Genomic DNA, 24,172 nt, shown 5'->3' with positions numbered 1-24,172 from the left:
TTTTGCCTTTCCTTAACCACAAAAAGGAGGTATGGTTATGAACGAACGGACTTTTGTTTTAAAGGGAACAATTTGCTACAGTAATTCTCTGACGGAACTTTCCATCACTGAAAATGGATATTTAGTATGTGAAGATGGGCGATGTGCAGGGGTGTTTGATGAGCTTCCTGAGAAATTTGCAGGAATCTCATGTACAGATTTTGGTAATGAGCTGATCATTCCGGGACTGACTGATCTGCATCTTCATGCTCCACAGTATACGTTTCGTGCCTCGGGTATGGATCTTGAGCTGCTGGACTGGCTGAATACTTATACTTTTCCGCAGGAAGCGCGTTATGAAGATACGGAGTTTGCAAAAGAGGCTTATTCTATTTTCGCTGAGGATATGAAGAAGAGTCCGAATACAAGAGCATGTATTTTCGGAACTTTGCATGTCCCCGCTACCGAGATCCTGATGGAACAACTGGATAAAACCGGAATAAAAGCTATGGTCGGCAAGGTAAATATGGACCGCAACGGCTCTCCGCAATTGCAGGAAGAGAGTGCTCAGGTTTCTGCTGATGCTACGGTTCAGTGGATTGAGGATACGCTTGATAAGTTTGAAAATGTAAAGCCAATTCTTACTCCGAGATTTACTCCGTCCTGTTCTGATGCACTGATGGAGAAGCTTTCGGAGATTCAGAAAAAGTATCATCTGCCGATGCAGTCACACCTTTCCGAGAATTTCGGTGAAATCGCCTGGGTGAAGGAGCTTTGTCCGAATACACATTTTTATGGAGAAGCATATAACCAGTTCGATCTTTTTGGCGGTGACTGTCCGACGATCATGGCTCATTGTGTTCACTCTTCAGATGAAGAGATTGCCCTTATGAAGAAGCAGGGCGTTTATATTGCTCATTGTCCGCAGTCTAACACAAATCTCGCCTCAGGTATCTCTCCTGTGAGACGTTATCTGGACGAAGGTTTACACATCGGACTGGGATCTGACATTGCAGGTGGAACTTCCGTTTCTATTCTGCGTGCTATGGCTGATGCTATTCAGGTTTCCAAGCTTTACTGGCGGTTGGTTGATTCTTCTATGAAGCCGCTTACTGTTGAAGAGGCCTTTTATATGGGAACAGAAGGAGGCGGTTCCTTCTTTGGAAAGGTTGGAAGCTTTAAGGAGGGGTATGAATTTGATGCGGTTGTGCTTAATGACAGCACTATTCCAACTCCACTGAAGCTCTCTCCGAATGACAGACTTGAAAGACTGATCTACCTTTCCGATGACCGCAATATTACCGCTAAATATGTAGCCGGAAGAAAGATTCTGTAACTGCAGGAAATACAGAGCCCGACGGCAATTTTAAATTCAAAAGGGGGAAGGATTATGAATCTTGACAAAATGTTTCATCTCAAAGAGAATCACACTGACGTAAAGGCAGAAGTTATGGCAGGTATTACAACCTTCATGACAATGGCCTACATTCTGGCTGTTAACCCAAATATTCTGGAAGCGTCCGGCATGGACAGAGGAGCTGTTTTTACAGCGACCGCACTGTCATCCTTTATTGCCACCTGCCTGATGGCACTGCTTTCTAACTACCCGTTCGTTCTTGCACCGGGCATGGGCTTAAATGCCTACTTTGCATACACAGTTGTTCTCGGCATGGGATACAACTGGCAGCAGGCACTGGCAGCAGTATTTGTAGAAGGTATTATTTTTATCCTTTTATCACTCACCAATGTGCGTGAAGCGATTTTTAACGCTATTCCAATGAACCTGAAACATGCAGTATCCGTCGGTATCGGTCTTTTCATTGCTTTTATCGGACTGCAGAATGCAAAGATCGTAGTTAACAATGACTCTACTCTGGTAAGCGTATTTTCCTTTAAATCTTCCGCATCCGGCGGAACATTTAATACTGAGGGAATCACTGTTCTGCTTGCATTGATCGGACTTCTGATCACCGCCATTCTTCTCGTAAAGAATGTAAAAGGAAATATCCTCTGGGGTATCCTGATCACATGGGGACTTGGAATCATCTGTCAGTTTATCGGACTTTACAAACCGGATGCAGCAGCAGGCTGGTACAGTCTCCTGCCGGATTTCTCAAACGGAATCTCCATTCCAAGCATGGCTCCCACATTTATGAAAATGGACTTCTCCATTGTCTTCACACTTGATTTCGTAGTCATTATGTTTGCATTCCTGTTTGTAGATATGTTCGATACACTTGGAACACTGATCGGTGTTGCTTCCAAAGCTGATATGCTTGACAAAGAAGGCAAACTTCCGAACATCAAAGGCGCTCTTCTTTCTGACGCCGTAGGAACTACAGTAGGTGCTATGTGTGGTACTTCCACAGTTACTACTTTCGTAGAGAGTGCTTCCGGTGTTGCTGAAGGCGGACGTACAGGACTTACTTCCCTGATAGCAGCCATCCTCTTCGGATTATCACTGCTGTTATCCCCGATTTTCCTGGCAATCCCGTCCTTTGCCACAGCACCGGCTCTGATCATCGTTGGATTCCTGATGCTCACATCAGTAACCAAGATTGACTTCAACGACATGACTGAAGCAATCCCGGCATTTATCGCGATCATCGCAATGCCATTCCTGTACAGCATTTCTGAAGGTATCTCCATGGGTGTTATCTCCTATGTGATCATCAACGTTGTTACAGGTAAAGCAAAAGAAAAGAAAATCAGCGCACTGATGTATGTACTGGCTGTACTGTTTATTTTGAAATATATCTTTATCTGATATAAATATCATAATCAAGAGTCAGACGGATAAAAGCATTCACTTTCACCACATGGCTCTACGATCAATACTGCTTTACATTTTATATGATTATATTTTAAATTACACAGAAATAAAAAGAAGTCTCCTGCAGAGACTTCTTTTTATTTCTATAATTGTCTTTCTCTTTTTACATCTATGATATATAATTATGAAAGTGTTTATTCATTTTCAGATCAATGAAACACAGGCGCTCTTAAAAAATATTTGAAATATAAGGAAGGATTACACACATAATGCAAAAACAACAGATTCCATTAAAAAATTCCCTGCTCCTGCTTCTCGCAGCGATCATCTGGGGTATCGCTTTTGTAGCTCAAAGCGTAGGAATGAAATACGTAGGAGGCTTTACTTTTAATGCCGTCCGTTCCCTTATCGGAGCAGTCGTTCTGATTCCACTGATTTTTATTCTGAAAAAGAGAAACTCTCCTTCAGATTCTGCTTCCAAAGCATCTGGCAGATCTGACACCTCAAGTAATACTGTATCCAATATGCAGGAGAAAAAAACTCTGATTATCGGCGGTATCGCCTGCGGTATCTGCCTCTGTCTGGCAAGCAATTTCCAACAGTTTGGCATCAAGTATACAACCGTCGGAAAAGCCGGCTTTATCACTGCCTGTTATATTGTGATCGTCCCTGTCATCGGACTGTTCCTTGGCAAAAAATGCACGAAATTTATCTGGGCTGCCGTTGCAATGGCTCTGATCGGACTTTATCTCCTGTGCATCACAGATGGATTTTCTATCGGAAAAGGAGATCTGCTCGTACTGGTATGCGCATTTCTATTTTCACTGCACATACTGGTCATCGACTACTTTTCTCCAAAAGTAGACGGAGTAAAGCTCTCCTGCATTCAGTTCCTGACATGTGGTATCCTTTCCGGCATTCCCGCTCTGCTCCTTGAGCATCCGGAACTCTCATCCATCCTGGCAGCATGGCAGCCAATCCTCTACGCAGGCGTCATGTCATGCGGAGTAGCTTACACCTTGCAGATTATCGGTCAGAAAAACATGAACCCAACTGTAGCATCCCTGATACTCAGCCTGGAATCCTGCATCTCTGTCCTAGCCGGATGGATCATCCTCGGCCAGCAGTTAAGTGCAAAAGAAATCCTTGGATGCGTCATTATGTTTGCTGCGATCATACTTGCACAGCTTCCACAGAAGCAATCTGCATAATACTTTGAAAGAAACAGGCAATCGAAAGTGAGACTGATTTTTGCAGCCGAAGCCAAAATTTACATTATTTAATACAAACATAAAAATCGGAAAGAAATCTGTTTCTTATTGATTTCTTTCCGGTTTATTATTTAAAAACATACGATATCTTTCCACAGACAACTTTTCATATCGTTTTTCTTATCTGCTACTCAACTTCCCCAATTACCTTGTGAAAGTGCTCTTTTATCTTCGCAAAGCTCTCATCACTCAGATCATGTTCCAGCTTACACGCATCTTCTTTCGCAATCTCCGGACTCACTCCGAGATGCTCCAGCATTTTACTTAATACTGTATGGCGCTCATAAATATGAGTCGCAATCTGAGCCCCTTTATCCAGAAGTATCACTTTGCCATAACGGTCCATTGCAATATAACTATCCTCACGCAACAGCTTCATCGCATGACTCACACTCGGTTTCGATACGCCAAGCATCGTTGCAATATCAATGGAACGAACACCGCCCCCCTGCTTAGACAACACTAAAATTGCCTCCAAATAATCCTCCGCCGATTTTCTAATTTGCATTCAAAATACCTCCCATACTGTTTTGATATTAACACAATATGAGGAATTTTTCAATTGCTCTTCTTGAGAACAGTCGTCATTTAGCGTCTGTATTGAAATTAGATTCCCAATGCAATCTCCATCATCTTATTAAAGGAAGTCTGGCGAGCCTCTGCAGAAATCGCTTCTTCTCTGAACATATGGTCAGAAATAGTAAGAATACCAAGCGCTTCCTTACCAGCTCTTGCGGCATTCATAAACAGCGCTGCGCACTCCATTTCTGCGCAAAGAACACCCATTTTTCTCCATGCCTTAGAAGTCTCTGGGTTATCACTGTAGAACACATCAGAAGATACAACAGTACCTACATGAACCGGAGTTCCCTGTTCCTTTGCAACCTCTACTGCTCTTGCAACCAGATTATAACTTGCAGTCGGTGCAAAAGTTCCCGGTAACTGATACTGGCTTCCATAATTAGAATCTGTGCATGCGCTCATAGCGATTACAACGTCCATTACATTTACATCATCCTGTAAAGCACCGGCAGAACCGATACGGATGATCTTTTCTACATCATAGAAATTGTAAAGCTCATAGCTGTAAATACCCATAGACGGCATACCCATTCCACCGCCCATAACGGATACCTGCTCTCCTTTATATGTTCCGGTATAACCAAACATATTTCTTACTGTATTAAAGCATACAGGATTCTCCAGGTATGTCTCTGCGATATATTTCGCACGCAGCGGATCTCCCGGCATCAGAACTTTCTTTGCAATGTCACCTTTCTTTGCAGTATTGTGTGGTGTTGGAATACACATAGTCATTTCCTCCTTTTTTGTTTTTTATCTCTATAGCAGCATTTAAAATGTTTTAAAAAATAAAATGAACAATCATTTTTCCATAACATAAACATTTTTTCACTGCCATGAAGTACATATTTATTTTAGTAAGTAACCTCCGCTTTTCCCTTGCCTCTGGCCAGAAGATCTTTCTGTAAACGGATTGCTTCTTTTGTCAGTGCCTCTGTATCCATTTTCAGCTTACCATCATATTTCAGGAATTCACCTGCTACCATAGTATATTTTACACTCTGACTGTTGCTGCTGTAAAGGATCGATGAAATCGGATTGTAGAATGGGAATGTATCCGGCTGGTAAAGATCCCAGATAACCAGATCCGCCGGTGCTCCCTCTTTCATTCTTCCGCTTCCAAACGGAAATGCCTGGTGGCTTTCCATCAGATGTTTCCAGATTTCCTCAGCTGTATATGCCGCAGAGTTTCTGTCCTGATACTTTCCAAGCAGTCCAAAAAGTCTCGCCTGCTCCATCGGATTCAGCGTATTAGAGCTTGCCGCTCCATCTGTTCCAAAGCCATAGTTTAACTTCTTATAATGATCAAAGAATCCACCCTTACCAGAAGCCAGCTTCATGTAAGTCTTAGGACAAAATGCAAACCAGGTATCATCTCTTAAATATTTCAGGTCATCCTCTTCGATCCACAGTCCATGTCCAATCAGCACTTTACAGTCAAATCCGCCCGCCTCATGAAGAATTCCAAACGGTGTCATCCCTGTTTCTTTTCTGGCTTTCTCAACCTGTACATCTTCTTCGGATACATGAAGATGAATTGGCAAATCCAGTTCCTTAGCCACGTCAATGATTTCTTTCAGAGTCGGTGACGGGCAGGTATAATTGGCATGTGGTCCCATATGAAATGCGATTTTATCCGAATCATTTCTATGCTCCAGAATAAATTCTTTTACCTGCGCCAGACGCTCGTGAAAACCAGGAGTCATACCAAACAATGTCGGTGCCAGGTCTCCGCGGATTCCTGTCTCTTTTACAGCTTTCAGAACCTGTTCCTCTCCGAAATAGTGATCTGCAAAAACAGTCACACCATTATTGATCATCTCAGAGATTCCCATCAATGTTCCGATATAAACATCATCATCCGTCATCTTGCTCTCATATGGCCAGATCATCTCATTAAACCAGGCATCTGCAGTTACATCCTCTGCAATTCCCTTAAAAATGTTCATAGCGGTATGAGTGTGAAGATTTGCCAGACCTGGGCTCACAAAGTATTTGCTGCAGTCGATCGTCTCATCTGCCACAACAGAATGGTCATCTTCATTCTCTGCAACAATTCTGAGGATTTTTCCATCTTTAATATAAACATTCTGTTTCAGTGTGCATTTCGCTTCTTCATCCAGAAGTCCTGCATTCTGAAGTAAAATTGTTTTCTGCATAAATTCACCCTTTCCATATTGCCAGTAAAATCCATGTGTGGTAGCATATTTCTCATAATTACACCAAAAGGAGTTTTCCATCATGAAAAAAGCACTGATCATTGGTTCTACTGTTGTAGATGTTATTGTAAATCTTGTTGATTCTCTCCCCACAACCGGAGAAGATGTCCACGTCCGCAGCCAGCATATGTCTCTGGGTGGATGCGCTTATAATGTATCTGATTCCGTCCGTCACTTCCAGGTTCCCTATATCCTCTTCTCCCCTGTAGGCACAGGCGTCTATGGATATTTCGTAAGGGAAGAATTAAAGAAAAAAGGAATCTCCAGCCCTATCCCGTCTCCTGACATGGACAATGGCTGCTGTTACTGTTTCGTAGAGAAAAGCGGGGAACGCACCTTCATCTCCTATCATGGCGCAGAATATCTCTTCCAGAAAGACTGGTTTAACCTTATTGATACAGAAGAAATTGATTCTGTATACATCTGTGGTCTTGAAATTGAAGAAACTACCGGAAGTAATGTCGTAGAGTTCCTGGAAAAGAATCCAGAACTTACTGTTTTCTTCGCCCCTGGACCACGACTCACTGTCATTGATCCTGCTCTTGTAAATCGCATTTACAACCTCTCACCGATTCTGCACCTTAATGAGACAGAAGCACTGGAAGTCAGCCAGAAATCATCTGTTTCAGAAGCCGGTGCATATCTCTATAGCAAGACGCATAACACCGTAATCATCACCCTCGGCGAAAAAGGCTGTTACTATTTCGACGGAGCCACCGAAGAAATTGTCCCGCCAGTACCAACCGCTCAGGCAGACACCATCGGAGCAGGTGATTCACACATCGGCTCTGTCATTGCCTGTCTGAAAAAAGGCGACAGTTTACATGATGCTATTGCAAAAGCAAACCGCGTTTCCTCTGCTGTTGTAGCAACTTCGTCTGCAATCCTGCCAGATGAGGAATTTGCGAAACTGGCTTTTTGAAATCAGGCTAATATTCGCAATTAAAATAAACATTTACCGTTCACTCTATCCTTAATAACCCTTAACTCTACTTCTATAATTGATTTTAAAATATAAGAGAAATCTCAAATATCAGCCTCTCACAGATTTGATTATTCTGTATACAAGCATCCCTGCTTTATTGCCATCTGCAATATAAGCAGGGATTTTCTTGTTTAAAGCATTCAGGCGACACATTTTCACCTGTTACTTTATTACTCTTCTTTTTACTTACTGCTCAGACGCTCTTTTTTCTTTTTCTGTCCATAATAGTAAACACCAAGTCCGACCAGAGTTGTCAGATAAGGTACCATCAGGATAATTTCATATGGCATAACGGAGGTAAGCTGCATAACGTTTGCAACCGCCTGCGCAATACCAAATAGCAGGGATACGAGGAAACCACCAATCGGAGTATTTCCACCCATGCTTGCTGCTGCTAGGGCAATAAAGCCTCGGCCGCCCGCCATATCCTTTGTGAACATATTCATATATCCACCGGACAGATAGAAACCACCCATCGCCGCCAGCACACCACTGATGATCAGCGCGATGTACTGAATCTTTCTTGAGCTGATACCTACGGATTCTGCTGCATTCTTATTCTCACCAACTGCACGAATTGCAAGTCCCAGAGGTGTTTTATACAGAAACAGATGAAGCAGGATCACTGCCAGGATAGAAAACCATGTCAGAATATTCTGTCCGGAAAGAACACTTCCGATAAACGGAATCTTCTCAATAAACGGAATCACTACTGACGGTGCAGACACACTTCGGATAGAAGAAGAAACACCTCTGTCTCCGGATACTGCAACCAGAAGTAATACAGTTCCACCAGTCGCCGTCAGGTTGATAGCGATAGCTGCCAGGATCTCATCCGTCTTCAGATTCAGGATAAAAAATGCAAGGATCAGACCGATCAGTCCACCGATCACCATAGTGATCAGAAGTCCCAGCCATGCGCTATGAGTCAATGATGAAAAAATAACTCCGAACAGAGCAGAAAACAGCATGATTCCCTCAAGAGCCATGTTACAGATTCCAGCTTTCGCTGCAACAGCAGCTGCCAGGGTTGCAAACAGGATCGGAGTTGCCGATCTTAAAATCGTTGAAAAAAAGTCAGGGGATAAAATCGCACTCCACATACCTATACCGCCTCCTCATCTTTCAGTGCTGCTTTTGCTTCTTTTGCAATGATCTTATGTTTATACTTGCTCAGGAACTGTTCAGCAACTACAAGCAGGATAATGATACCCTGTGTGATCTGAACGATCTCCAGTGTAACGTCTGTTCTTCGTGCCATGATAGAAGCTCCTGTACGCAGATAAGCAAGGAACAAAGCTGCAAAAGGTGTATACAATGGGTTCTTTTTGGAAAGTGTACAGATAATGATCGCATCCCATCCATATCCCAACAGAGAAGTCCAGGTAAATCTTGCGTAAATCGGGCTGAGCATTTCCACACCACCGCCTAAACCTGCAACAAAACCACCCAGAAGCTGGGAAATCATGATAACTTTCACAATGCTGATTCCTGAGTATCTTGCAAATTCTTCATTTTCACCGGCAAGACGGAGTTCATATCCTGTCTTTGTTCTGTAAAGGAAGAAATATCCAAGAACAGCCACTGCAATTGCAATGATAAAACCTAAATGTACACGAGTTCCCTGGATCAGCACCGGAAGTTCTGCAGCGTCTGCCAGTTTATAAGAAGCAGCACTCGCTTTCGGGTCACCGATTACATTATTTAACATATAGTTTCCAAAATATAACGCCAGATAGTTGATCATCAGGGATGAAACCATCTCAGATGCTGTCGTTGTAATCTTCATAATAGCAGGGATTGCTGTAAACAGTGCACCTACCAGTCCGGCACAAAGAAGTGCCATAAACGGAGATACAAAAGTGGCAGTCAGTTTGATAGCCACACAGGAAGCGATCAGACCACCGATGTGGAATGCACCCTCACCTGCCAGGTTGATCTGGTTTGCAGAAAACATAATGCAGACACCAGTACCTGTGAAGATCAGCGGAATCATGGATTCCACTACGTTACCCATACTTCTCTTGTTTGTAAAAGGACCAATCAGCAAATATTTAATTGCCTCCAGCGGCTGATCACTTACCAGGAAGATAATCACAAAAGAAATGGCAAGTGCGATCAGGACGGAAAAAACGGTCCTCACCATATCAAATCTTTTTGCACTATTCATATAAAACTCCCTCCAGTACATCATCATGCTTGATACCCAGCATATGCTGGCCAAGCTCGTCCTCTGTTACATTCTCCACGTCTGTAAAGAATCCGGCAAATTTGCCCTTATACATAACAGCAAGTCTGTCACTCAGGGAGAAAATCTCTGTAAGGTCTGCTGAGATCAGGATAACTGCACATCCGGCATCTCTAAACTCCAGAAGTCTCTTTCTGATAAATGCAGCGGCGCCTACGTCAATACCACGTGTCGGCTGGTTCGCAATAATAATATCCGGACCTGTAGAAAATTCTCTGGCAACGATAACCTTCTGAATATTTCCACCGGAAAGCATTCCGACGTTCTGCTTTCTGGATTTACATTTAATCATATACTCCTTGATCAGCTCATCACTTCTCTGCTCCATTGCCTTACGTTTCAGCAGAAATCTTCCGGAGAATTTCTTATCCTTATACTGGTTGGAAAATATATTTTCCATGATGCTCAGGTTTCCTGCGCATCCGGAAGTCATACGGTCCTCAGGGATATGTGCAAGTTTCAGTTCTCGGATGTCCTCAATGGAATCCTTCGCGATATCCTCACCCTTGATTTTAACTTCACCACTGTAGTTCTTATTAAGACCTGTCAGTGTATCAATCAGCTCACTCTGTCCATTACCCTCAACTCCGGCGATGCCAAGGATTTCTCCGCCCTTCAGGTCAAAAGAAAGATTGTCTACCTTCAGGACACCCTGTGCATTATGTACAGTCAGATTACGGACTCTCATAAATACATCATCGGTAAGGTGCTGTTCTTTCTTATCAAATTTCAGAGATACTTCTCTTCCCACCATCAGACGTGACATCTCCTGTGTGGAAATATCCTTTACATCGTATGTTCCCATGCTGCGTCCGTTTCTCATGATTGTCGCACGGTCGCAGATTTTCTTGATTTCATCCAGCTTATGGGAAATAAAGATAATCGTATGTCCTTTCTCTCTCAGCTTCATTAACTGAATGAAAAGCTCATCTGTTTCCTGTGGAGTCAGTACGGCTGTCGGCTCATCCAGGATCAGAATCTCCGCACCTCTGTAAAGAGCTTTCAGAATCTCAACTTTCTGTTTGATACCTACCGGAATCTCCTCTACCTTCTGACGGACATCAATGTCAAAGTTATATTCCTTCGCAATGTCCTCTGCAGCCTTGACTGCCTTGTCCATATCAATGAACAGGCCTTTCTTAGGCGCAACTCCCAGGATAATATTCTCGGCAACCGTAAGTGAAGGTACCAGCATGAAATGCTGATGGACCATACCGATCCCCTTGCTGATCGCGTCCTGTGGAGATTTGATCGTTGTCGGCTGTCCCTTAAGAATAATCTCACCCTGATCAGGTGCTTCCAGTCCGAACAGTACCTTCATCAGCGTACTCTTACCGGCACCGTTCTCTCCAAGCATCGCGTGAATCTCCCCCTTACGAAGCTCAAGGGATACATCTTCATTGGCTACCACACCATTACCGTAAATTTTCATGATGTGGTTCATCTGTAATACAGTCTGATTACCCAATCTGTTCACCTCGTTTCTTATTTATTTATCACATATATCAGGTTCAAAAAACTCAAAAACTTTACTTTTGCACGATACGCTTTTGGAACCTGATATCATTGCTCATCTTTGACCAAAACCTTGTATCAGACAAGGGCTTTGTAATCTGCATCTTTACGAACTATAAGCAAATCATTCACTGCAAGACACAGAATGCGCATCATGCGAAACAGCATGACGCGCACCTTTGCTTGTCATCTTGATATATTTGGTGTCTCCATTATCAGACAGTCTAATATATTGCCGGCCCAAGGCCTGGTCGTTTTTTCATTATTCAGTTCAACGATGTTATTGTCAAAAAAACTTTTGCCCTTAGCTTAATTTTGCAGAATCGATCAGTGCCTGAACATCATCCGGGCTCATTGCATCATCGCCAAGAGTAGTCGGAACTGTGATCTTACCATCAATGATATCCTGTTTCAGTTCTTCTACTTTTGTACGGATGTCTTCCGGAACTACTTCTTCATAATGCTCGTCTTCTACAAGCTCAACACCGCCATCTGCAAGTCCGAGGTATTCAAGAGTACCGTATGGAAGCTCCCCGTCTATATCTTCTTTGATTGCACGTACCAGAGAGTTTCCTACGTTCTTAAGAGCAGATGTAGGAATGTTTGCTGCGTAATCCGGAAGAACTGCTGCCTGGTCAGAGTCAACACCAAACGCATATCTCTTAGCATCTACAGCGGCTTCGATCTGTCCGAGACCTGCACTTCCTGCTACGTTGAATCCTATGTCTGCGCCATTCTGATACTGAGTAAGAGCCATATCCTTACCTGCTGCAGAATCATAGAAGTTACCTACATAAGCAAGAGCAACCTGTGTTTCTTCATCGATATCCTTTGCACCCTGGATATATCCAACAAGGAAGTCCTCGATAACAGAGTTGTCCATACCGCCAAGGAATCCGATGATCTTATTGGAAGGATCGATCATATCAAGAGAATCATCTGTAGTCATCATTGCAGCCATAGCGCCCAGAAGATAGGATACTTCGTTCTGTTTGTACATTACGTTGTATACATTGTCCTCACCGCCTGCACTGTAATCAAAAGCTTCATCAAAGAAGATGAATTTCTGATCCGGATAATCATTCGCTGCATTTGTAAGAGCATCCAGCATCTGATAAGTACCGCAGATGATCATATCATAAGAACCGTCATCACAGTAATCATACATTGTAGGCTCCCATTTTGCTTCATCTGCTGATGTAGCTCCCATCTGCTCTACTTTGTAAGTAAACTTGTCTTCTCCAAGTTCTTCCTGCAGTGCTTCCATTCCGGCATTTGCAGAGTCAAAGAAAGATTTGTCACCCAGAGTTCCGTTAAGCAGAAGTGCTACTTTGTATGGCTCACCATCGTCTTTTGCCATAACCGGTACGGTTGCCACTCCCATGGACAGGATCATTGATGCGGTAAGAGTTGCTGCTACTAATTTTTTCTTCATTATTTAGTTCCTCCTTTTCCTTTTGCCTGTTCAGCCTTTTTAACGCTCTTTACTGTTTCCTGAACTAAATCCTGCAGAGAAATGGTTCTGTATTCTCCTCTCATATAGGTGTCCAGCCTGGAAAATGCCGGATGGATCAGTTCAGGGGGAATGGCTTTCATTCCCTGTTGAATTGCCAGAAGCGGCATGATCATTCCCGCATTACAGTCCACATCAACGCCACACATGGTAATGATATGGAGTGTCTTGCGAAAATCGCCGTTTCCATATATTAATGCGATGATCTCACAGCACGCATTAGGGTACGCATGGATCCAGTTATATTTTTTGTATCTGTCCATACATGCATATAATGCATCCTGCCAGTTCTCATAACGTATACAGCAGTCATACGCGTAAGAGATCACCGAATAATATTCACTGTCTTTCGGAATCATCTGTATAGAAGTTCTCACCACGCTGCGGATATCGTCATCCACAAACGCCAGCGAAGTCATTACTGCGTTAAAAACTTCTCCCAGAATCCCGTTATTTGCATGGGAAACTTCTCCGTCCCGCCACGCAAGCATCGCTGCAATATAAGGTCTTCCCGGTGCTGTCATACCACATACACCGGCCCTCATCTGAGCTCCGATCCATTCATTAAACGGATTGCAGTGTGTACCGCTCTCCGGTGGAAAAATACCATTCTTAATATTACGGATAGCAAGTTCCTCGGCAGACCATCCACACGGGATCAGTCCTACCCAGGCAAGTGCAATATCCTCTGATGTGACCTCATATCCTTTTTTTGAAAATGCATCCAGAAATGCAAGTTCAAAGGTTATATCATCATTATATGTATTGGGTTCTCTTAAAAATTCCTCTACATCTCCAAAAGTTTTCTTTAAATTCTCGCTGGTATAGCCTTCTACCATAGTTCCCATTGCGCCGCCAATCAGCTGTGCAAGCCACCCTGCGTGAATTTTCTCTTCAAATTCCGAAGTTGTGCAGTCTACCGTAACCGCCTTCGGAAAAATAACCTGCTCTTCATACTCCTCAAAGGAGTGATAATATCTGTAATTCCAGTATGGTGATGTATCATCTTTTACTGCATTTGCCAGCTCTCTGCGAAGTAAAGCTGAAATCTGATGAAGCTTCACAAAATCTTTCTTTGCATGTGCCAAAAGTCCATCCTGTAAAAGCTGATACCCTTTCTCACTGACCTGATATCCTCTGTTCTCCAAAGCCTGAACCGCAGCTACCATGATTTTCTCCGGTGCTCCTGAACCCGGTACATTACTGCCCCAGTCAAGAGACAGGTTATCATCATAGAAACCAGATACATCTACATTATCTGTCCATGTCTGCTCTTCTTCGCTTCGAATCACAGGCTGTGCGTTCCAGAAAATATTCTGCGCCATCTCCCATGCTTTCATATAATTAAATTCTCCTTTTAAAAAGTACTTGAAAATTTCATTCTGCAATCTGTACTAAAAAGTGGGAGTTTTACCCACATTTTGGTTTAACATACCTATTGTAACGTACTTTTATCAGAATTTCTACCCTTTTTTAGACAAAAGGTGTGCTTTTCCATAATATAGGTTACTATTCACTGCGTTCTCAGTAACACGCTTCGCGATGCAGAAAATATGGACCTCCGATAACAACAACCGATAATTATCAATAAATTTTGTCCAAAAGAACTGGTAAGCGCTATTTTTTTCTTGTATAATAGCGTGATATGATGTTTTGATGGTTACTGTTCTCTTTGTGTCCGGTAACTTTTGATGAGCAAAACTCTCACAACATCCACTATTTAGGAGGAGGAAATTATTTATGTACGCACTTTTTACTCTGTTTGCAGGTGCCTGCCAGTCTGCTATGGGCAGCCTGAACCGTATGCTCACAGATTATGTGGGAATGTTTGGCATGAGTCTTGTCGTTCATGCAGTTGGCGGTATCCTTCTGATCTTATACATGAAACTGTACTGCCATGAGAAATTAAAAATCTCCGGAATGCCATGGTACCTGTATTCTGCCGGATTCTTTGGCATCTTTCTGGTTGTTACTTCCAGTTACTGCATCGGAGCACTCGGAGTTTCCGTAATGACATGTCTCTCCGTCACCGGACAGCTTGTGATCTCTGCAGTGATCGACCACTTCGGCTGGTTCGGCGTTCCAAAAATTCCGTTCAATCTGAAGCGTCTTCCCTGCTTTGCTCTGATCTTAGTCGGTCTGATCATCATCAATCTTTCATGAAAGGAGTTTTATCATGGCATTTGTACTTACTCTGGCATTCGTAAACGGATGTGCAACCGTCATTTCTAAAATGATTAACTACCGCTGTACCAAATACCTGGGAACAAATAATGGTTCTCTTGTTAACTATATCGTTGCCAGCGTGTTATCTTTTATACTCCTGCTGGTATCCTCCAGATTTTCCGTAAATCTGTACTCTTTCAGTCAGGCACCCTGGTGGGCTTACCTTGGAGGTGCATTCGGAATCGTGGCATTTATTATTTCCATGATCACACTCTCTCACCTCAAGGTTATGGAATCCACCATTCTCCTGCTGGTCGGTCAGTTAACCGCAGGCATTCTCTTCGATGCACTGATGTTCCAGAATATCAGTCTTAAAAAGCTTCTCGGTATCGTTCTTGTTGCTGCCGGAATTATCTGGGACAATCGGATTTCGCACGGTCCTGAGCAATAAGCAGTCTCAACGCTCCCACACCCACGCGCACAGCCATGTCTGTGTCGTGGCACTGCGGGTTGTCCATTCCTCTCTTTGCCCTCTCCTGGTTTCCAACCGCCAGGAAAGCTGCTCCACAGCGTACTCTCAGATAATTACCAACTGTGAAAAGCGCCGCTGATTCCATTTCTGACGCAAGACATCCAAGTCTCATCCATGCTTCCCATTTATTCTCAAGTTCATAGCTTACCGGTTTTGTCTGTGGAGAATGCTGTCCATAGAAAGAGTCTTTACTCTGCACCACTCCTGTGTGGTAATTACATCCCATCTCTTTTGCAGAATCTACCAACGCATTCACTATTTCCAGATTCGGCACTGCCGGAAATTCAATCGGTGCATATTCCTTGCTTGTACCTTCCATACGGATAGATCCTGTTGCAACGACAATATCACCGCCTTTTACGCTCAGATCCATTCCACCGCAGGTTCCGACTCTGATAAAAGTATCTGCCCCACACTGTACCAGTTCTTCCAGAGCGATAGCAGTGGACGGTCCGCCGATTCCGGTAGAAGTCACGCTGACTTTCTCTCCGTCCAGATAGCCGGTATAAGTTACAAATTCCCTCTTATCTGCAATCTGTACCGGATCATCAAAGTACTTGGCAATCGCCGCACATCTCTTTGGATCTCCCGGCATAAGAACGTATTTGCCTACCTCTCCCGGCGCTACATCAATGTGAAATGCTCTTCCGTTGTCTGAATAAACCATATCCTGTCCTCTCTTTCCTTTTTGTTTCTGTTATTACTTTTATTAATTTTACCAACTTTCTATATTCCTATATTTAATACGCTTATCCTATATGTCATTGCTGTTCCCAGTAATATCATTCCTGTTCACACGCCACCCACGATGTGTTTTGACAAATAACTGACTCATTCGCAGGAAAGACGCGTACATATTCCCTTTGTCTCTTCTATCGCTTCACGAAGAATCCCTTCTCCATCAAGTTCCTGCACATCAATTCCATCCGCATAGACGCATGCATATTCATCAATTCCAAAGAACTTACACAGTGCCTCCATATAAGTGCTTCCCTGCTCCATATCGCTGTCAGCCCAGATTCCTCCTCTGGTAGTAAGGAAAAGCAGCCATTTCGCCTTGCAGAGGCCATACAATCCACTCTCGTTACATCCAAATGTAATGCCTTCTGCGGAAATATTCTCAATATAAACCTTCAGGACCGCCGGAATGCTCAGATCCCAGAAAGGTGCCGCCACGATTACCCCGTCCGCTTCCCGGAACTGGTTTCCGTATTTAAATACAGGTGCATCGTATTCTTTTTTAGCCAGAAGCTCATCGCGCTCTTTTAATGTCTCTGTTTTCCAGTACATCAAGTCCAGATCCATCAGATTCAGAATTTCCAGATTCCAGTCTGAATGTTCTTTTCTCACTGTATCCAGTGCTGCTTCCAGAAGCTTTTTAGTTCTGGATTCTTCCCTGCGGACACACGCATCAATCACAAGAATTGTTTTTTTCAAAACATTTCCTCCTGTTTTTTCATATTTATTTTTAAGTCTTATTATTTTACATACAATTATACAGGTTTTCAGATTCTTTTACAACTATGAAATACGCGGGAACGCAAAAAAATGTTGGTGTGCTAATTTTTTTTGCATACCAACATTTTCATATAACATCATATTATTTATCATCTCCCGTAAGGCGTAAAACATCACGAATTTCTTCCTCATCCATATCAAGGATGATTGCCAGTTCCTCTACGCTGAACTTAGCACTTTCATCATCGTCACCCTCTGTGAGCTCACGTACCGCTGATTCCAGTTTTTCAACCTTTGCCACCAGATAATCGTCTTCAAACTTTCTCTGTGTCTGTTCTTCGATCGCATTGCGTATTCCCGCACGGATACGTCCAAGCAGCCAGTTTTCATCCTTCCGGGCCGCTTCTTCCTCTCCAAGAGCCATCAGAAGGCTGATATTTGCCTCCTGAATCAGATCAGCGATAAAAATCTCCTCACAGTTCATTTCAACCGCCATTTCGGCTGCTGCGCGCAGATATTTCTGTGACAGTTCTGCCTGTGCCATAGTATCTCCCTGAGAAAGCAGTGCAAAAAGCTCTTCAGCACTTCTTGTTCCCTGCTCCTGTTCCTCTAACCCTTCCAGATATTCTTTCAGATAAACTTTCTCTTCCGGTGTTAAAGGTACTTTCTCTTCGCTCTGTGCAGATTCCTCTTCATGTTCTTCCTGTGGCGCCGCCGAAAGCACCTCTGCACCTTCAATCGTAATGCCTTTTAATTTCAGATACTGTAAAATTTTGATCAGCTGTGATTTATCCAGATCCAGTTCCCCAAAACATTCTTTTATCTGTGCCGGTTTCAGCACTTTCCCATTTTTCTCACCAAGCTCGCAGGCCTCTGTGAGCTTCTGCTGAAATTTCTGTATATCCATACTAGTAATCTCCTTATATCCTTATTCTATCTAACATCTTCAATTCGACTCTGGCATCATTCTATAGTATTCTTTCCCAAAAACACTATGAATTAACTATACAACAAAATATTATCCCTGTAAAACAGAAAAAGTACCGTCTTTAAACGGTACTTTATTCTGAATGCGGATAACAGGACTTGAACCTGCACGGGAAGCCCACTGGTACCTAAAACCAGCGCGTCTGCCAATTCCGCCATATCCGCATCTTTATAAATTGTAGATTACTGCTCCAGCCAATATACCAACAAGTTGATTGTTGATGTACCAGTTTCTACAGAAGCAATAAAATAGCGGAAACCTCTTCATAAGATTTCCGCTATTTAATGAAGCATCGGGGATTCGAACCCCGGACAACTTGATTAAAAGTCAAGTGCTCTACCGACTGAGCTAATGCTCCATATTGAGACTGGGCTAGCTGGATTCGAACCAGCGAATGCAGCAGTCAAAGTGCTGTGCCTTACCGCTTGGCGATAGCCCAAAGGCGAAGGGTGGATACAGGGATTCGAACCCTGGGCCTCCAGAGCCACAATCTGGCGCGCTAACCAACTGCGCTATACCCACCACAGCGTGCCTGAAGGGATTCGAACCCCCGACCCACGGCTTAGAAGGCCGTTGCTCTATCCAGCTGAGCTACAGACACATCTCTCTGTGCATACAGAGAAGCGGGTGATGGGAATCGAACCCACGTATCTAGCTTGGAAGGCTAGTGTTCTACCATTGAACTACACCCGCATTTCGCTGAAACGGTAATGTTGTTGTTACAGCAGTCGGGGTGACAGGATTCGAACCTGCGGCCTCCTGGTCCCAAACCAGGCGCTCTAGCCAAACTGAGCCACACCCCGCTGTTTTTCTTTATTTATTTGTGCTTCGTTGTCCGACGCAAGACATATTATATGGTAAGCCACCCCAAATGTCAACACTTTTTTTCAATTTTTTTTGTTTTTTTTTGAAAAAGTGATTTTTTCGGTTTCAAAAAGTGCCGCAAAGCCGCTAAAATCAAGGCTTTGCGGGCTTTCCACTTTTTTGAAAAAAGTTTCATTTTTTTGCTTAAAAAATGGTTTGCGGGCATGGTTTTTAAGATTTTTTGTAAAAAAATATTTTTTTCGCACAATAAAAAAATCTCAATTTTTTATTACTCTTTTTATTTTAGATGTCTTCATAAATGAGCAAACTCAAAATATATTGTGTCCACAGTTATGGGGACATTATTTCAAAGGTATTTTATTTCTATCTGAGGATATTTTCCCTCTTCGATTTCCATAACTGCATAGCTCGGTCTGCGGCCACGCTGACGCGGATAGGTAAGACTGCCTGGATTAATCACAAGAATTCCGTCCTCTTCTTCGACTACCGGAGTATGGGTATGACCATACATTACGATCTGGCAGTCTTTTGCCTTTGCTTTCTCCACAATCCGGCTATGATCTCTGGACACAAAATAATAGTGTCCATGTGTCACCAGAATTTTATAGCCTTCCAGTGTTATCTCTTCTTCCTGTGGAAGATCTGTGAAAAAGTCATTATTCCCGGCAACAATGCTGCATGGGCATTCTGCCAGAGCTTCAATAAAGATTTCTCTTCCCTCTACATCGCCACAGTGGATCAGATAATCAAAAGGCGCCTCTCTGTACACTGCTTCCTCCAGATTTTCATCCCGTCCATGAGTATCGCTTACGATCAGTACCTTCATCTCAGTTCTTCCTTTATAGCACGCAGAGCTTTGCCACGATGGCTGATCTTATTTTTTTCTTCCATAGACAGTTCCGCAGAAGTACATCCATATTCAGGAAGATAGAAAATCGGATCATATCCAAATCCGTTCTCGCCCTTCTCTTCGTACCCTATACGGCCTTCCATTGTTCCACGTACTGTTTTTACACTTCCATCCGGAAAAGCCGCTGCAACGGCACATACGAACCTTGCAGTACGTTTCTCGTCCGGCACACCATTCAATCTTTCTATCAAATTGGCATTCTTAATGCGATAGGAGGTATCTTCTCCCATATAACGCGCAGAGTATATGCCAGGCTCTTTGTTCAGATAGTCAATCTCCAGGCCAGAATCATCCGCAAGAGTGATCTCCCCTGTCATTTCGCAAATCGTTTTCGCCTTGATTATGGCATTTTCTTCAAAGGTAGAGCCATCTTCTACGATGTCTGCTTGGATTCCTGCTTCTTTCATAGAAACAACTTCCACATCCATATCCGCAAGAATTTCCCGGATTTCTTTCATCTTGTCCTGATTACCGGTAGCAAAAATTATTTTTTTCATAATTCTTTATATCCTCTGTTTTATTTATTTCCATTTACTTCTGTATCCGTTTACTGTTTACGCTGTTCTGAATAACTTTCCAGCACATTCTTTTCAAAATAACTATGCTGCTTACTTATTTTTCTTCGGCGGGCGTGGTCCCAGAAACTGGTAATAATAAGTTTTCAGCATTCCATTATAAATCTTTCGGTTCTTGTCCGCTTTTCTTCCGATATCATTCTCTGCTTTTTCATAAGATGTGATCAGATACATCGACCACTTATCCAGTCTTGCATAACTTTCCCCGATTTCTCTGTAAAGCTGCGCAAGATTCTCTTTTTCTTCCAGTCGTTCGCCGTATGGCGGGTTTGTGATGATAAATCCATATGGCTTCGGATGGCGGAGTTCTTTTACCGGTCTCTGCTGGAAATGGATCAGCTTGTCCACCCCTGCCATTTTTGCATTTGCCCTGGCTGCTTTCAAAGCTTCCGGATCAATGTCAAAGCCCTGGATATCTGTATCAATGTTAAGATTTACCCTGTCCTGCGCTTCCTCATTGGCATCATACCAACATTTTCTCGGAACTAAGTGTTTCCAGTCTTCTGCCAGGAAAGAACGGTTCATTCCCGGCGCAATGTCTGCTGCCATCATCGCAGCCTCGATCGGGAAAGTACCACTGCCGCAGAATGGATCGACCAGGATTCTGTCTTTATTCCATGGTGTGAGCATGATCAGCGCAGAGGCAAGCGTCTCTGTAATCGGAGCTTTTACTGTCATTTTACGATATCCTCTTTTGTGCAGGGATACGCCTGAAGTATCAATACCAATTGTAGCCACATCTTTCATAAATGCCACACGGATCGGAAAGCTTGCTCCGTCCTCCTCAAACCAGGACACCCCGTATACGCCCTTCAGACGCTCTACAATCGCTTTTTTCATAATAGACTGGATATCTGATGGGCTAAAGAGTTTACTTTTAACAGAATTCGCTTTTGCGACCCAGAACTTGCCATCCTTTGGAATGTAGTTTTCCCACGGAAGAGCCTTTGTCTTCTCGAAAAGCTCATCGAACGTTTCCGCCTTTACTTCAGCTACTTTCAGCAGGATTCTCTCCGTGGAACGCAGAAATATGTTAGCATCTGCAATTCCCTGGGCGTCTGCCTCAAATGTCACTTTGCCGTCCTCAACTTTTGTGATCTCGTAGCCAAGATCAAGGATCTCGCGTTTTAATACTGCCTCCATGCCAAAGTGACAAGGTGCGATCAATTCAAATTTTTCCATTCTTTGTCCTTTCTGATAATAATTCTTTCAATATCCGTCGATTAAAGATTTATACTTTTTACAACATTTTTTTCAAAATCTTTGATTGTGAACACGCCATCCTCAAAGATTGCATATGTAGGAGGATTTCCCTCTTTTGGAATGGATACAGAACCCGGATTTAACAATACATATCCCTCTTTCTGTTCTGCCTTAAGTACGTGAGTATGTCCATGAATAAGGATGTCTCCCTCCTGAATCGGCGGCAGGTTATTCTCATTGTAGACATGTCCATGTGTAGCATAGAAAGTTCTTCCATCCAGATTTAAAATGCAGTAATCTGCCATAACAGGGAACTGTAATACCATCTGGTCCACTTCTGCTTCACAGTTTCCGCGCACAGCATAGATTTCTCTTTTCATGTCATTCAGCATGGCAATGACCTCTTTCGGGGCATATTCCTTCGGAAGATCATTTCTCGGGCCATGATAAAGCAGATCGCCCAGCAGTACCAGGCGCTCTGCCTTTTCTTCTTTATAAGCATCCAGCATCTTTCTGCAGTAATATGCAGAACCATGGACATCTGACGCAAACATATATTTCATAGTAAATATTCTCCTCTTTTCAATTAATCTGTATTTTCCTGCATCCAAATAGTACGTCTCTGTTCACTTCATTCCAGGTAACGCAGCCAAAATTCATTCCCGGTTGCCTACGGCAAAGGAATTTTGGCTTGTATTCTTAAGGATTTTAGCATATATACACCTTATCATGCTTATGCCGAAATTACAAGATTTCTTCCCCTATATGCTTCAAAACCACCTATCACAGAACGGGTACGGTAGCCCAGTTTGGCAAGCTGACGGGCAAGAAGAAGGCTTGCACCACCTCTGTCACAATATAATACCAGTGTTTTTCCTTTGGGAAATGTGGTATGTTCATCAATTTCAGCGTATGGCATGTTCACTGCTCCTTTTACATGGCTATGTGCATATGCCTCTCTTTCGCGCAGATCTATAATTAATGCGTCCCTGCGGTCCACATAATAATCCAGCATTTTTGCAGAAATCGTTTCCACTGGAAACATGGCAGACTCCTTTTTGCTATATCATATGTATGTAGAAATAAAATGTTGAATTTTCGTAACTATTCAGCAGTCTACTATCCCGCGAGGTGTTTTGGCATGAACATGCCAAAATCCCGAGACATACAAGTCAAAATCTCATCGCCGAAGGCGATTTTTAATGGATTTTGACTCGTAACTGTGAAGGTACTGAACAGTTACGAATTTTCCTAAAAAGAATCCCGCCTGTATTTTTTTATCTACGGCAAATTGATTTAGCAGCATAATTCCTCCCCGACCTATTTCAATCCTGCCGAAAAGATTTTTATCACAGAATTACCGCAATATAATTACATATATGCATTCAAAAACTGCCAGCAGATTATTCCACTGGCAGTTTTTTTACTTCAGGCAGCTTTTTTTACTTCAGCCTGTTTTGTATTATTTAAGCACAGGCTAAATGCGAATTTTTATCACTAAGTCATCCAACATTCGGCATAGAATTGCGTTGCGAAAACGAATCGCAAATATCCGCTTAACTTAGTATCTGTCCTCTTCTGAGCTATAAGACTGGGAGGTCTTATTTTTCATTTTGTTTTTTGCTTTATCTCTGCTGTCTGTTTCGTTTTTGCTTCTTGCATTGTCAGTATGGTTCATTTCGTTTCCATAGCTGTTTTTGCTTGTTGTGTCTGTGTAATTTCTACTGTTTTTACTCTCAGATTCATAATTTTTTGCCATTATTTTATTCCTCCTGATGCGTTTTATCTATCCGGCTCTTCTGGAAGTCCAAAAGAATCCGGACAGTTTTATGTCGCACTTCATTACTGAATGTGCTTCACATTGACTATTATCCCAAAAACGCGGGGGAATATTCATCAAAATATGTTGCTTTTTTCACCAAGCTATATTATAATCATACCTGTAAAAAGAATTTACCCTTCAAAAATTTTTTTTACATAAACCCCTTATTTAATTATTTATACTCCCCTCGAAACACCCGGTAGCTCCCCTACCGGGTGTTTCACTGTGGATTTATAAGGGGTTCGGGAGGGATGCCCTGTTCCAGTCCTCTTGTGGCAAATGTGTGGCGGAGAACGTGTGGATAAATATGCTCAAACTCCACTCCGGAGGCTTTAATCTTATTTTCTATTTTTTTCATATCATTATTTACAGCAGTATCACTGATATGCCTTCCCCATGGATTTGTAAATACCAGATCAGGGAAATCATGCCAATTTACGGATAAATCTTTAAAAGTCGGAATAAAACACTCTATGTTTTATCCTCATATCTGAGAATATCCATAGACCCCACGGATAACCATTAGCATCCAACATTTTTTCCAGATCAAATCTTATTTCAAGTTCTTCCATTTATGCTTCCGCCTTTATTCAGAAAAAACCGATGGT

General features: G+C 42.7%; 26 protein-coding genes and 7 tRNA genes. 6 read left to right on the top strand and 27 right to left on the bottom strand.

The genetic code is table 11. The annotated features are described in order from the left end of the window. The first annotated feature begins 31 nt into the window (after positions 1 to 31). From ACTNC0_RS05965 to ACTNC0_RS05955, 3 genes are all read left to right on the top strand, one after another. Positions 32 to 1,315, top strand: coding sequence for an amidohydrolase family protein (locus ACTNC0_RS05965; RefSeq protein WP_441086673.1), 1,284 nt, complete (start codon positions 32 to 34; stop codon positions 1,313 to 1,315). Between the two features lie 54 nt (positions 1,316 to 1,369). Next, positions 1,370 to 2,746: an NCS2 family permease gene (locus tag ACTNC0_RS05960; protein ID WP_441086672.1), complete on the top strand. Its 1,377-nt coding sequence runs from the start codon at positions 1,370 to 1,372 to the stop codon at positions 2,744 to 2,746. 290 nt (positions 2,747 to 3,036) lie between these two features. Then, on the top strand, positions 3,037 to 3,963 hold the full coding sequence (locus tag ACTNC0_RS05955; protein WP_441086769.1) for a DMT family transporter: 927 nt from the start codon (positions 3,037 to 3,039) through the stop codon (positions 3,961 to 3,963). A 187-nt stretch (positions 3,964 to 4,150) separates the two neighbouring features. Here ACTNC0_RS05955 and ACTNC0_RS05950 read toward each other — a convergent pair whose 3' ends face one another. From ACTNC0_RS05950 to ACTNC0_RS05940, 3 genes are all read right to left on the bottom strand, one after another. Next, positions 4,151 to 4,531, bottom strand: coding sequence for a metal-dependent transcriptional regulator (locus ACTNC0_RS05950; protein ID WP_441086671.1), 381 nt, complete (start codon positions 4,529 to 4,531; stop codon positions 4,151 to 4,153). A gap of 98 nt (positions 4,532 to 4,629) precedes the next feature. Beyond that, a complete protein-coding gene (gene deoD / locus ACTNC0_RS05945; protein WP_117677456.1) occupies positions 4,630 to 5,334 on the bottom strand; it encodes a purine-nucleoside phosphorylase in 705 nt (234 codons plus the stop codon). A 125-nt stretch (positions 5,335 to 5,459) separates the two neighbouring features. Continuing rightward, positions 5,460 to 6,764: an amidohydrolase family protein gene (locus tag ACTNC0_RS05940; RefSeq protein WP_441086670.1), complete on the bottom strand. Its 1,305-nt coding sequence runs from the start codon at positions 6,762 to 6,764 to the stop codon at positions 5,460 to 5,462. Positions 6,765 to 6,846: 82 nt separating this feature from the next. Here ACTNC0_RS05940 and ACTNC0_RS05935 point away from each other — a divergent pair, with 82 nt between their 5' ends. Continuing rightward, positions 6,847 to 7,746 (top strand): PfkB family carbohydrate kinase, encoded by a 900-nt coding sequence (locus ACTNC0_RS05935; protein ID WP_441086668.1) that lies wholly within the window; start codon positions 6,847 to 6,849, stop codon positions 7,744 to 7,746. Between the two features lie 245 nt (positions 7,747 to 7,991). On the opposite strand, the gene ACTNC0_RS05930 is transcribed toward ACTNC0_RS05935, so the two are convergent. The 5 genes from ACTNC0_RS05930 to ACTNC0_RS05910 all read right to left on the bottom strand — a co-directional run bounded on the left by ACTNC0_RS05930 (position 7,992) and on the right by ACTNC0_RS05910 (position 14,425). After that, entirely contained in the window at positions 7,992 to 8,912 is a 921-nt protein-coding gene (locus ACTNC0_RS05930; RefSeq protein WP_441086666.1) for an ABC transporter permease, read from the bottom strand. Between the two features lie 2 nt (positions 8,913 to 8,914). Beyond that, positions 8,915 to 9,979: an ABC transporter permease gene (locus ACTNC0_RS05925; RefSeq protein WP_117677453.1), complete on the bottom strand. Its 1,065-nt coding sequence runs from the start codon at positions 9,977 to 9,979 to the stop codon at positions 8,915 to 8,917. Next, positions 9,972 to 11,501, bottom strand: a complete 1,530-nt coding sequence (locus ACTNC0_RS05920) for an ABC transporter ATP-binding protein (protein WP_441086768.1) — start codon at positions 11,499 to 11,501, stop codon at positions 9,972 to 9,974. Before ACTNC0_RS05920 ends, ACTNC0_RS05925 begins: the two co-directional genes overlap by 8 nt. 375 nt (positions 11,502 to 11,876) lie before the next feature. Then, positions 11,877 to 13,007, bottom strand: coding sequence for a BMP family lipoprotein (locus ACTNC0_RS05915; RefSeq protein ID WP_441086665.1), 1,131 nt, complete (start codon positions 13,005 to 13,007; stop codon positions 11,877 to 11,879). Then, positions 13,007 to 14,425: an ADP-ribosylglycohydrolase family protein gene (locus ACTNC0_RS05910; RefSeq protein ID WP_441086664.1), complete on the bottom strand. Its 1,419-nt coding sequence runs from the start codon at positions 14,423 to 14,425 to the stop codon at positions 13,007 to 13,009. The genes ACTNC0_RS05915 and ACTNC0_RS05910 overlap by 1 nt, the downstream gene beginning before the upstream one ends. Before the next feature lie 400 nt (positions 14,426 to 14,825). Between ACTNC0_RS05910 and ACTNC0_RS05905 the strand changes: the two genes are divergently transcribed. Then, on the top strand, positions 14,826 to 15,248 hold the full coding sequence (locus ACTNC0_RS05905) for a DMT family transporter (protein WP_117677449.1): 423 nt from the start codon (positions 14,826 to 14,828) through the stop codon (positions 15,246 to 15,248). Between the two features lie 13 nt (positions 15,249 to 15,261). Then, complete coding sequence (locus ACTNC0_RS05900) at positions 15,262 to 15,702, top strand: DMT family transporter (protein WP_117677448.1); 441 nt, start codon at positions 15,262 to 15,264, stop codon at positions 15,700 to 15,702. Here the strand turns inward: ACTNC0_RS05900 and udp are convergent. The 19 genes from udp to ACTNC0_RS05805 all read right to left on the bottom strand — a co-directional run bounded on the left by udp (position 15,662) and on the right by ACTNC0_RS05805 (position 24,136). After that, on the bottom strand, positions 15,662 to 16,450 hold the full coding sequence (udp, locus tag ACTNC0_RS05895) for a uridine phosphorylase (RefSeq protein ID WP_441086663.1): 789 nt from the start codon (positions 16,448 to 16,450) through the stop codon (positions 15,662 to 15,664). The genes ACTNC0_RS05900 and udp overlap by 41 nt on opposite strands. A 164-nt stretch (positions 16,451 to 16,614) precedes the next feature. Next, positions 16,615 to 17,220: an NAD(P)H-dependent oxidoreductase gene (locus ACTNC0_RS05890; RefSeq protein WP_441086661.1), complete on the bottom strand. Its 606-nt coding sequence runs from the start codon at positions 17,218 to 17,220 to the stop codon at positions 16,615 to 16,617. A gap of 163 nt (positions 17,221 to 17,383) precedes the next feature. Then, the gene (locus ACTNC0_RS05885) at positions 17,384 to 18,148 is read right to left on the bottom strand and encodes a hypothetical protein (RefSeq protein WP_441086660.1); all 765 of its coding nucleotides are present in this window, start codon (positions 18,146 to 18,148) and stop codon (positions 17,384 to 17,386) included. A gap of 164 nt (positions 18,149 to 18,312) precedes the next feature. Continuing rightward, a tRNA-Leu gene (locus ACTNC0_RS05880) sits at positions 18,313 to 18,393 on the bottom strand. A 121-nt stretch (positions 18,394 to 18,514) separates the two neighbouring features. After that, positions 18,515 to 18,587 (bottom strand) — tRNA-Lys (locus ACTNC0_RS05875). A 9-nt stretch (positions 18,588 to 18,596) separates the two neighbouring features. Then, positions 18,597 to 18,668, bottom strand: a tRNA-Gln gene (locus ACTNC0_RS05870). 9 nt (positions 18,669 to 18,677) lie between these two features. After that, positions 18,678 to 18,751: transfer RNA gene (locus ACTNC0_RS05865), tRNA-His, on the bottom strand. A 5-nt stretch (positions 18,752 to 18,756) separates the two neighbouring features. Further along, positions 18,757 to 18,830: transfer RNA gene (locus ACTNC0_RS05860), tRNA-Arg, on the bottom strand. Positions 18,831 to 18,851: 21 nt separating this feature from the next. Continuing rightward, positions 18,852 to 18,922 (bottom strand) — tRNA-Gly (locus tag ACTNC0_RS05855). A gap of 35 nt (positions 18,923 to 18,957) precedes the next feature. Beyond that, positions 18,958 to 19,032, bottom strand: a tRNA-Pro gene (locus tag ACTNC0_RS05850). 84 nt (positions 19,033 to 19,116) lie between these two features. After that, positions 19,117 to 19,299, bottom strand: coding sequence for a hypothetical protein (locus ACTNC0_RS05845; RefSeq protein WP_441086659.1), 183 nt, complete (start codon positions 19,297 to 19,299; stop codon positions 19,117 to 19,119). Between the two features lie 101 nt (positions 19,300 to 19,400). After that, on the bottom strand, positions 19,401 to 19,880 hold the full coding sequence (locus ACTNC0_RS05840) for a metallophosphoesterase family protein (protein WP_441086658.1): 480 nt from the start codon (positions 19,878 to 19,880) through the stop codon (positions 19,401 to 19,403). Continuing rightward, positions 19,877 to 20,461, bottom strand: a complete 585-nt coding sequence (locus ACTNC0_RS05835) for an XTP/dITP diphosphatase (RefSeq protein ID WP_441086657.1) — start codon at positions 20,459 to 20,461, stop codon at positions 19,877 to 19,879. The genes ACTNC0_RS05840 and ACTNC0_RS05835 overlap by 4 nt, the downstream gene beginning before the upstream one ends. Before the next feature lie 111 nt (positions 20,462 to 20,572). Then, a complete protein-coding gene (locus ACTNC0_RS05830; RefSeq protein ID WP_117676758.1) occupies positions 20,573 to 21,721 on the bottom strand; it encodes a THUMP domain-containing class I SAM-dependent RNA methyltransferase in 1,149 nt (382 codons plus the stop codon). A 41-nt stretch (positions 21,722 to 21,762) separates the two neighbouring features. Beyond that, entirely contained in the window at positions 21,763 to 22,305 is a 543-nt protein-coding gene (yfcE, locus tag ACTNC0_RS05825) for a phosphodiesterase (RefSeq protein ID WP_117845203.1), read from the bottom strand. A gap of 170 nt (positions 22,306 to 22,475) precedes the next feature. Continuing rightward, positions 22,476 to 22,787 (bottom strand): rhodanese-like domain-containing protein, encoded by a 312-nt coding sequence (locus tag ACTNC0_RS05820; RefSeq protein ID WP_118629861.1) that lies wholly within the window; start codon positions 22,785 to 22,787, stop codon positions 22,476 to 22,478. A 516-nt stretch (positions 22,788 to 23,303) separates the two neighbouring features. After that, positions 23,304 to 23,501 (bottom strand): hypothetical protein, encoded by a 198-nt coding sequence (locus ACTNC0_RS05815; RefSeq protein ID WP_117676755.1) that lies wholly within the window; start codon positions 23,499 to 23,501, stop codon positions 23,304 to 23,306. A 283-nt stretch (positions 23,502 to 23,784) separates the two neighbouring features. Further along, on the bottom strand, positions 23,785 to 23,979 hold the full coding sequence (locus tag ACTNC0_RS05810; RefSeq protein ID WP_441086767.1) for a tyrosine-type recombinase/integrase: 195 nt from the start codon (positions 23,977 to 23,979) through the stop codon (positions 23,785 to 23,787). A gap of 34 nt (positions 23,980 to 24,013) precedes the next feature. Then, complete coding sequence (locus ACTNC0_RS05805; protein WP_441033559.1) at positions 24,014 to 24,136, bottom strand: hypothetical protein; 123 nt, start codon at positions 24,134 to 24,136, stop codon at positions 24,014 to 24,016. Positions 24,137 to 24,172: the final 36 nt, after the last annotated feature.

Origin of the sequence: Blautia sp. HCP3S3_B11, from assembly GCF_052064435.1 — a bacterium.
GTDB lineage: Bacteria > Bacillota > Clostridia > Lachnospirales > Lachnospiraceae > Blautia_A.
The sequence above is the reverse complement of the archived record's forward strand: the minus strand, read 5'-3'. Positions and strand labels throughout refer to the sequence as shown.

What these genes read in the sequence shown, in the direction of transcription:
- ACTNC0_RS05915 (WP_441086665.1), bottom strand. Translation starts at nt 13,007, where the DNA reads ATGAAGAAAAAATTAGTAGCAGCAACTCTTACCGCATCAATGATCCTG.
- udp (WP_441086663.1), bottom strand. Translation starts at nt 16,450, where the DNA reads ATGGTTTATTCAGACAACGGAAGAGCATTTCACATTGATGTAGCGCCG.
- ACTNC0_RS05910 (WP_441086664.1), bottom strand. Translation starts at nt 14,425, where the DNA reads ATGAAAGCATGGGAGATGGCGCAGAATATTTTCTGGAACGCACAGCCT.
- ACTNC0_RS05840 (WP_441086658.1), bottom strand. Translation starts at nt 19,880, where the DNA reads ATGAAGGTACTGATCGTAAGCGATACTCATGGACGGGATGAAAATCTG.
- ACTNC0_RS05905 (WP_117677449.1), top strand. Translation starts at nt 14,826, where the DNA reads ATGTACGCACTTTTTACTCTGTTTGCAGGTGCCTGCCAGTCTGCTATG.
- ACTNC0_RS05805 (WP_441033559.1), bottom strand. Translation starts at nt 24,136, where the DNA reads ATGGAAGAACTTGAAATAAGATTTGATCTGGAAAAAATGTTGGATGCT.
- ACTNC0_RS05925 (WP_117677453.1), bottom strand. Translation starts at nt 9,979, where the DNA reads ATGAATAGTGCAAAAAGATTTGATATGGTGAGGACCGTTTTTTCCGTC.
- ACTNC0_RS05960 (WP_441086672.1), top strand. Translation starts at nt 1,370, where the DNA reads ATGAATCTTGACAAAATGTTTCATCTCAAAGAGAATCACACTGACGTA.
- ACTNC0_RS05930 (WP_441086666.1), bottom strand. Translation starts at nt 8,912, where the DNA reads ATGTGGAGTGCGATTTTATCCCCTGACTTTTTTTCAACGATTTTAAGA.
- ACTNC0_RS05835 (WP_441086657.1), bottom strand. Translation starts at nt 20,461, where the DNA reads ATGAAAAAAATAATTTTTGCTACCGGTAATCAGGACAAGATGAAAGAA.
- yfcE (WP_117845203.1), bottom strand. Translation starts at nt 22,305, where the DNA reads ATGAAATATATGTTTGCGTCAGATGTCCATGGTTCTGCATATTACTGC.
- ACTNC0_RS05950 (WP_441086671.1), bottom strand. Translation starts at nt 4,531, where the DNA reads ATGCAAATTAGAAAATCGGCGGAGGATTATTTGGAGGCAATTTTAGTG.
- ACTNC0_RS05820 (WP_118629861.1), bottom strand. Translation starts at nt 22,787, where the DNA reads ATGTTTCCAGTGGAAACGATTTCTGCAAAAATGCTGGATTATTATGTG.
- ACTNC0_RS05900 (WP_117677448.1), top strand. Translation starts at nt 15,262, where the DNA reads ATGGCATTTGTACTTACTCTGGCATTCGTAAACGGATGTGCAACCGTC.
- ACTNC0_RS05965 (WP_441086673.1), top strand. Translation starts at nt 32, where the DNA reads ATGGTTATGAACGAACGGACTTTTGTTTTAAAGGGAACAATTTGCTAC.
- ACTNC0_RS05935 (WP_441086668.1), top strand. Translation starts at nt 6,847, where the DNA reads ATGAAAAAAGCACTGATCATTGGTTCTACTGTTGTAGATGTTATTGTA.
- deoD (WP_117677456.1), bottom strand. Translation starts at nt 5,334, where the DNA reads ATGTGTATTCCAACACCACACAATACTGCAAAGAAAGGTGACATTGCA.
- ACTNC0_RS05815 (WP_117676755.1), bottom strand. Translation starts at nt 23,501, where the DNA reads ATGGCAAAAAATTATGAATCTGAGAGTAAAAACAGTAGAAATTACACA.
- ACTNC0_RS05830 (WP_117676758.1), bottom strand. Translation starts at nt 21,721, where the DNA reads ATGGAAAAATTTGAATTGATCGCACCTTGTCACTTTGGCATGGAGGCA.
- ACTNC0_RS05885 (WP_441086660.1), bottom strand. Translation starts at nt 18,148, where the DNA reads ATGGATATACAGAAATTTCAGCAGAAGCTCACAGAGGCCTGCGAGCTT.
- ACTNC0_RS05920 (WP_441086768.1), bottom strand. Translation starts at nt 11,501, where the DNA reads ATGAACCACATCATGAAAATTTACGGTAATGGTGTGGTAGCCAATGAA.
- ACTNC0_RS05940 (WP_441086670.1), bottom strand. Translation starts at nt 6,764, where the DNA reads ATGCAGAAAACAATTTTACTTCAGAATGCAGGACTTCTGGATGAAGAA.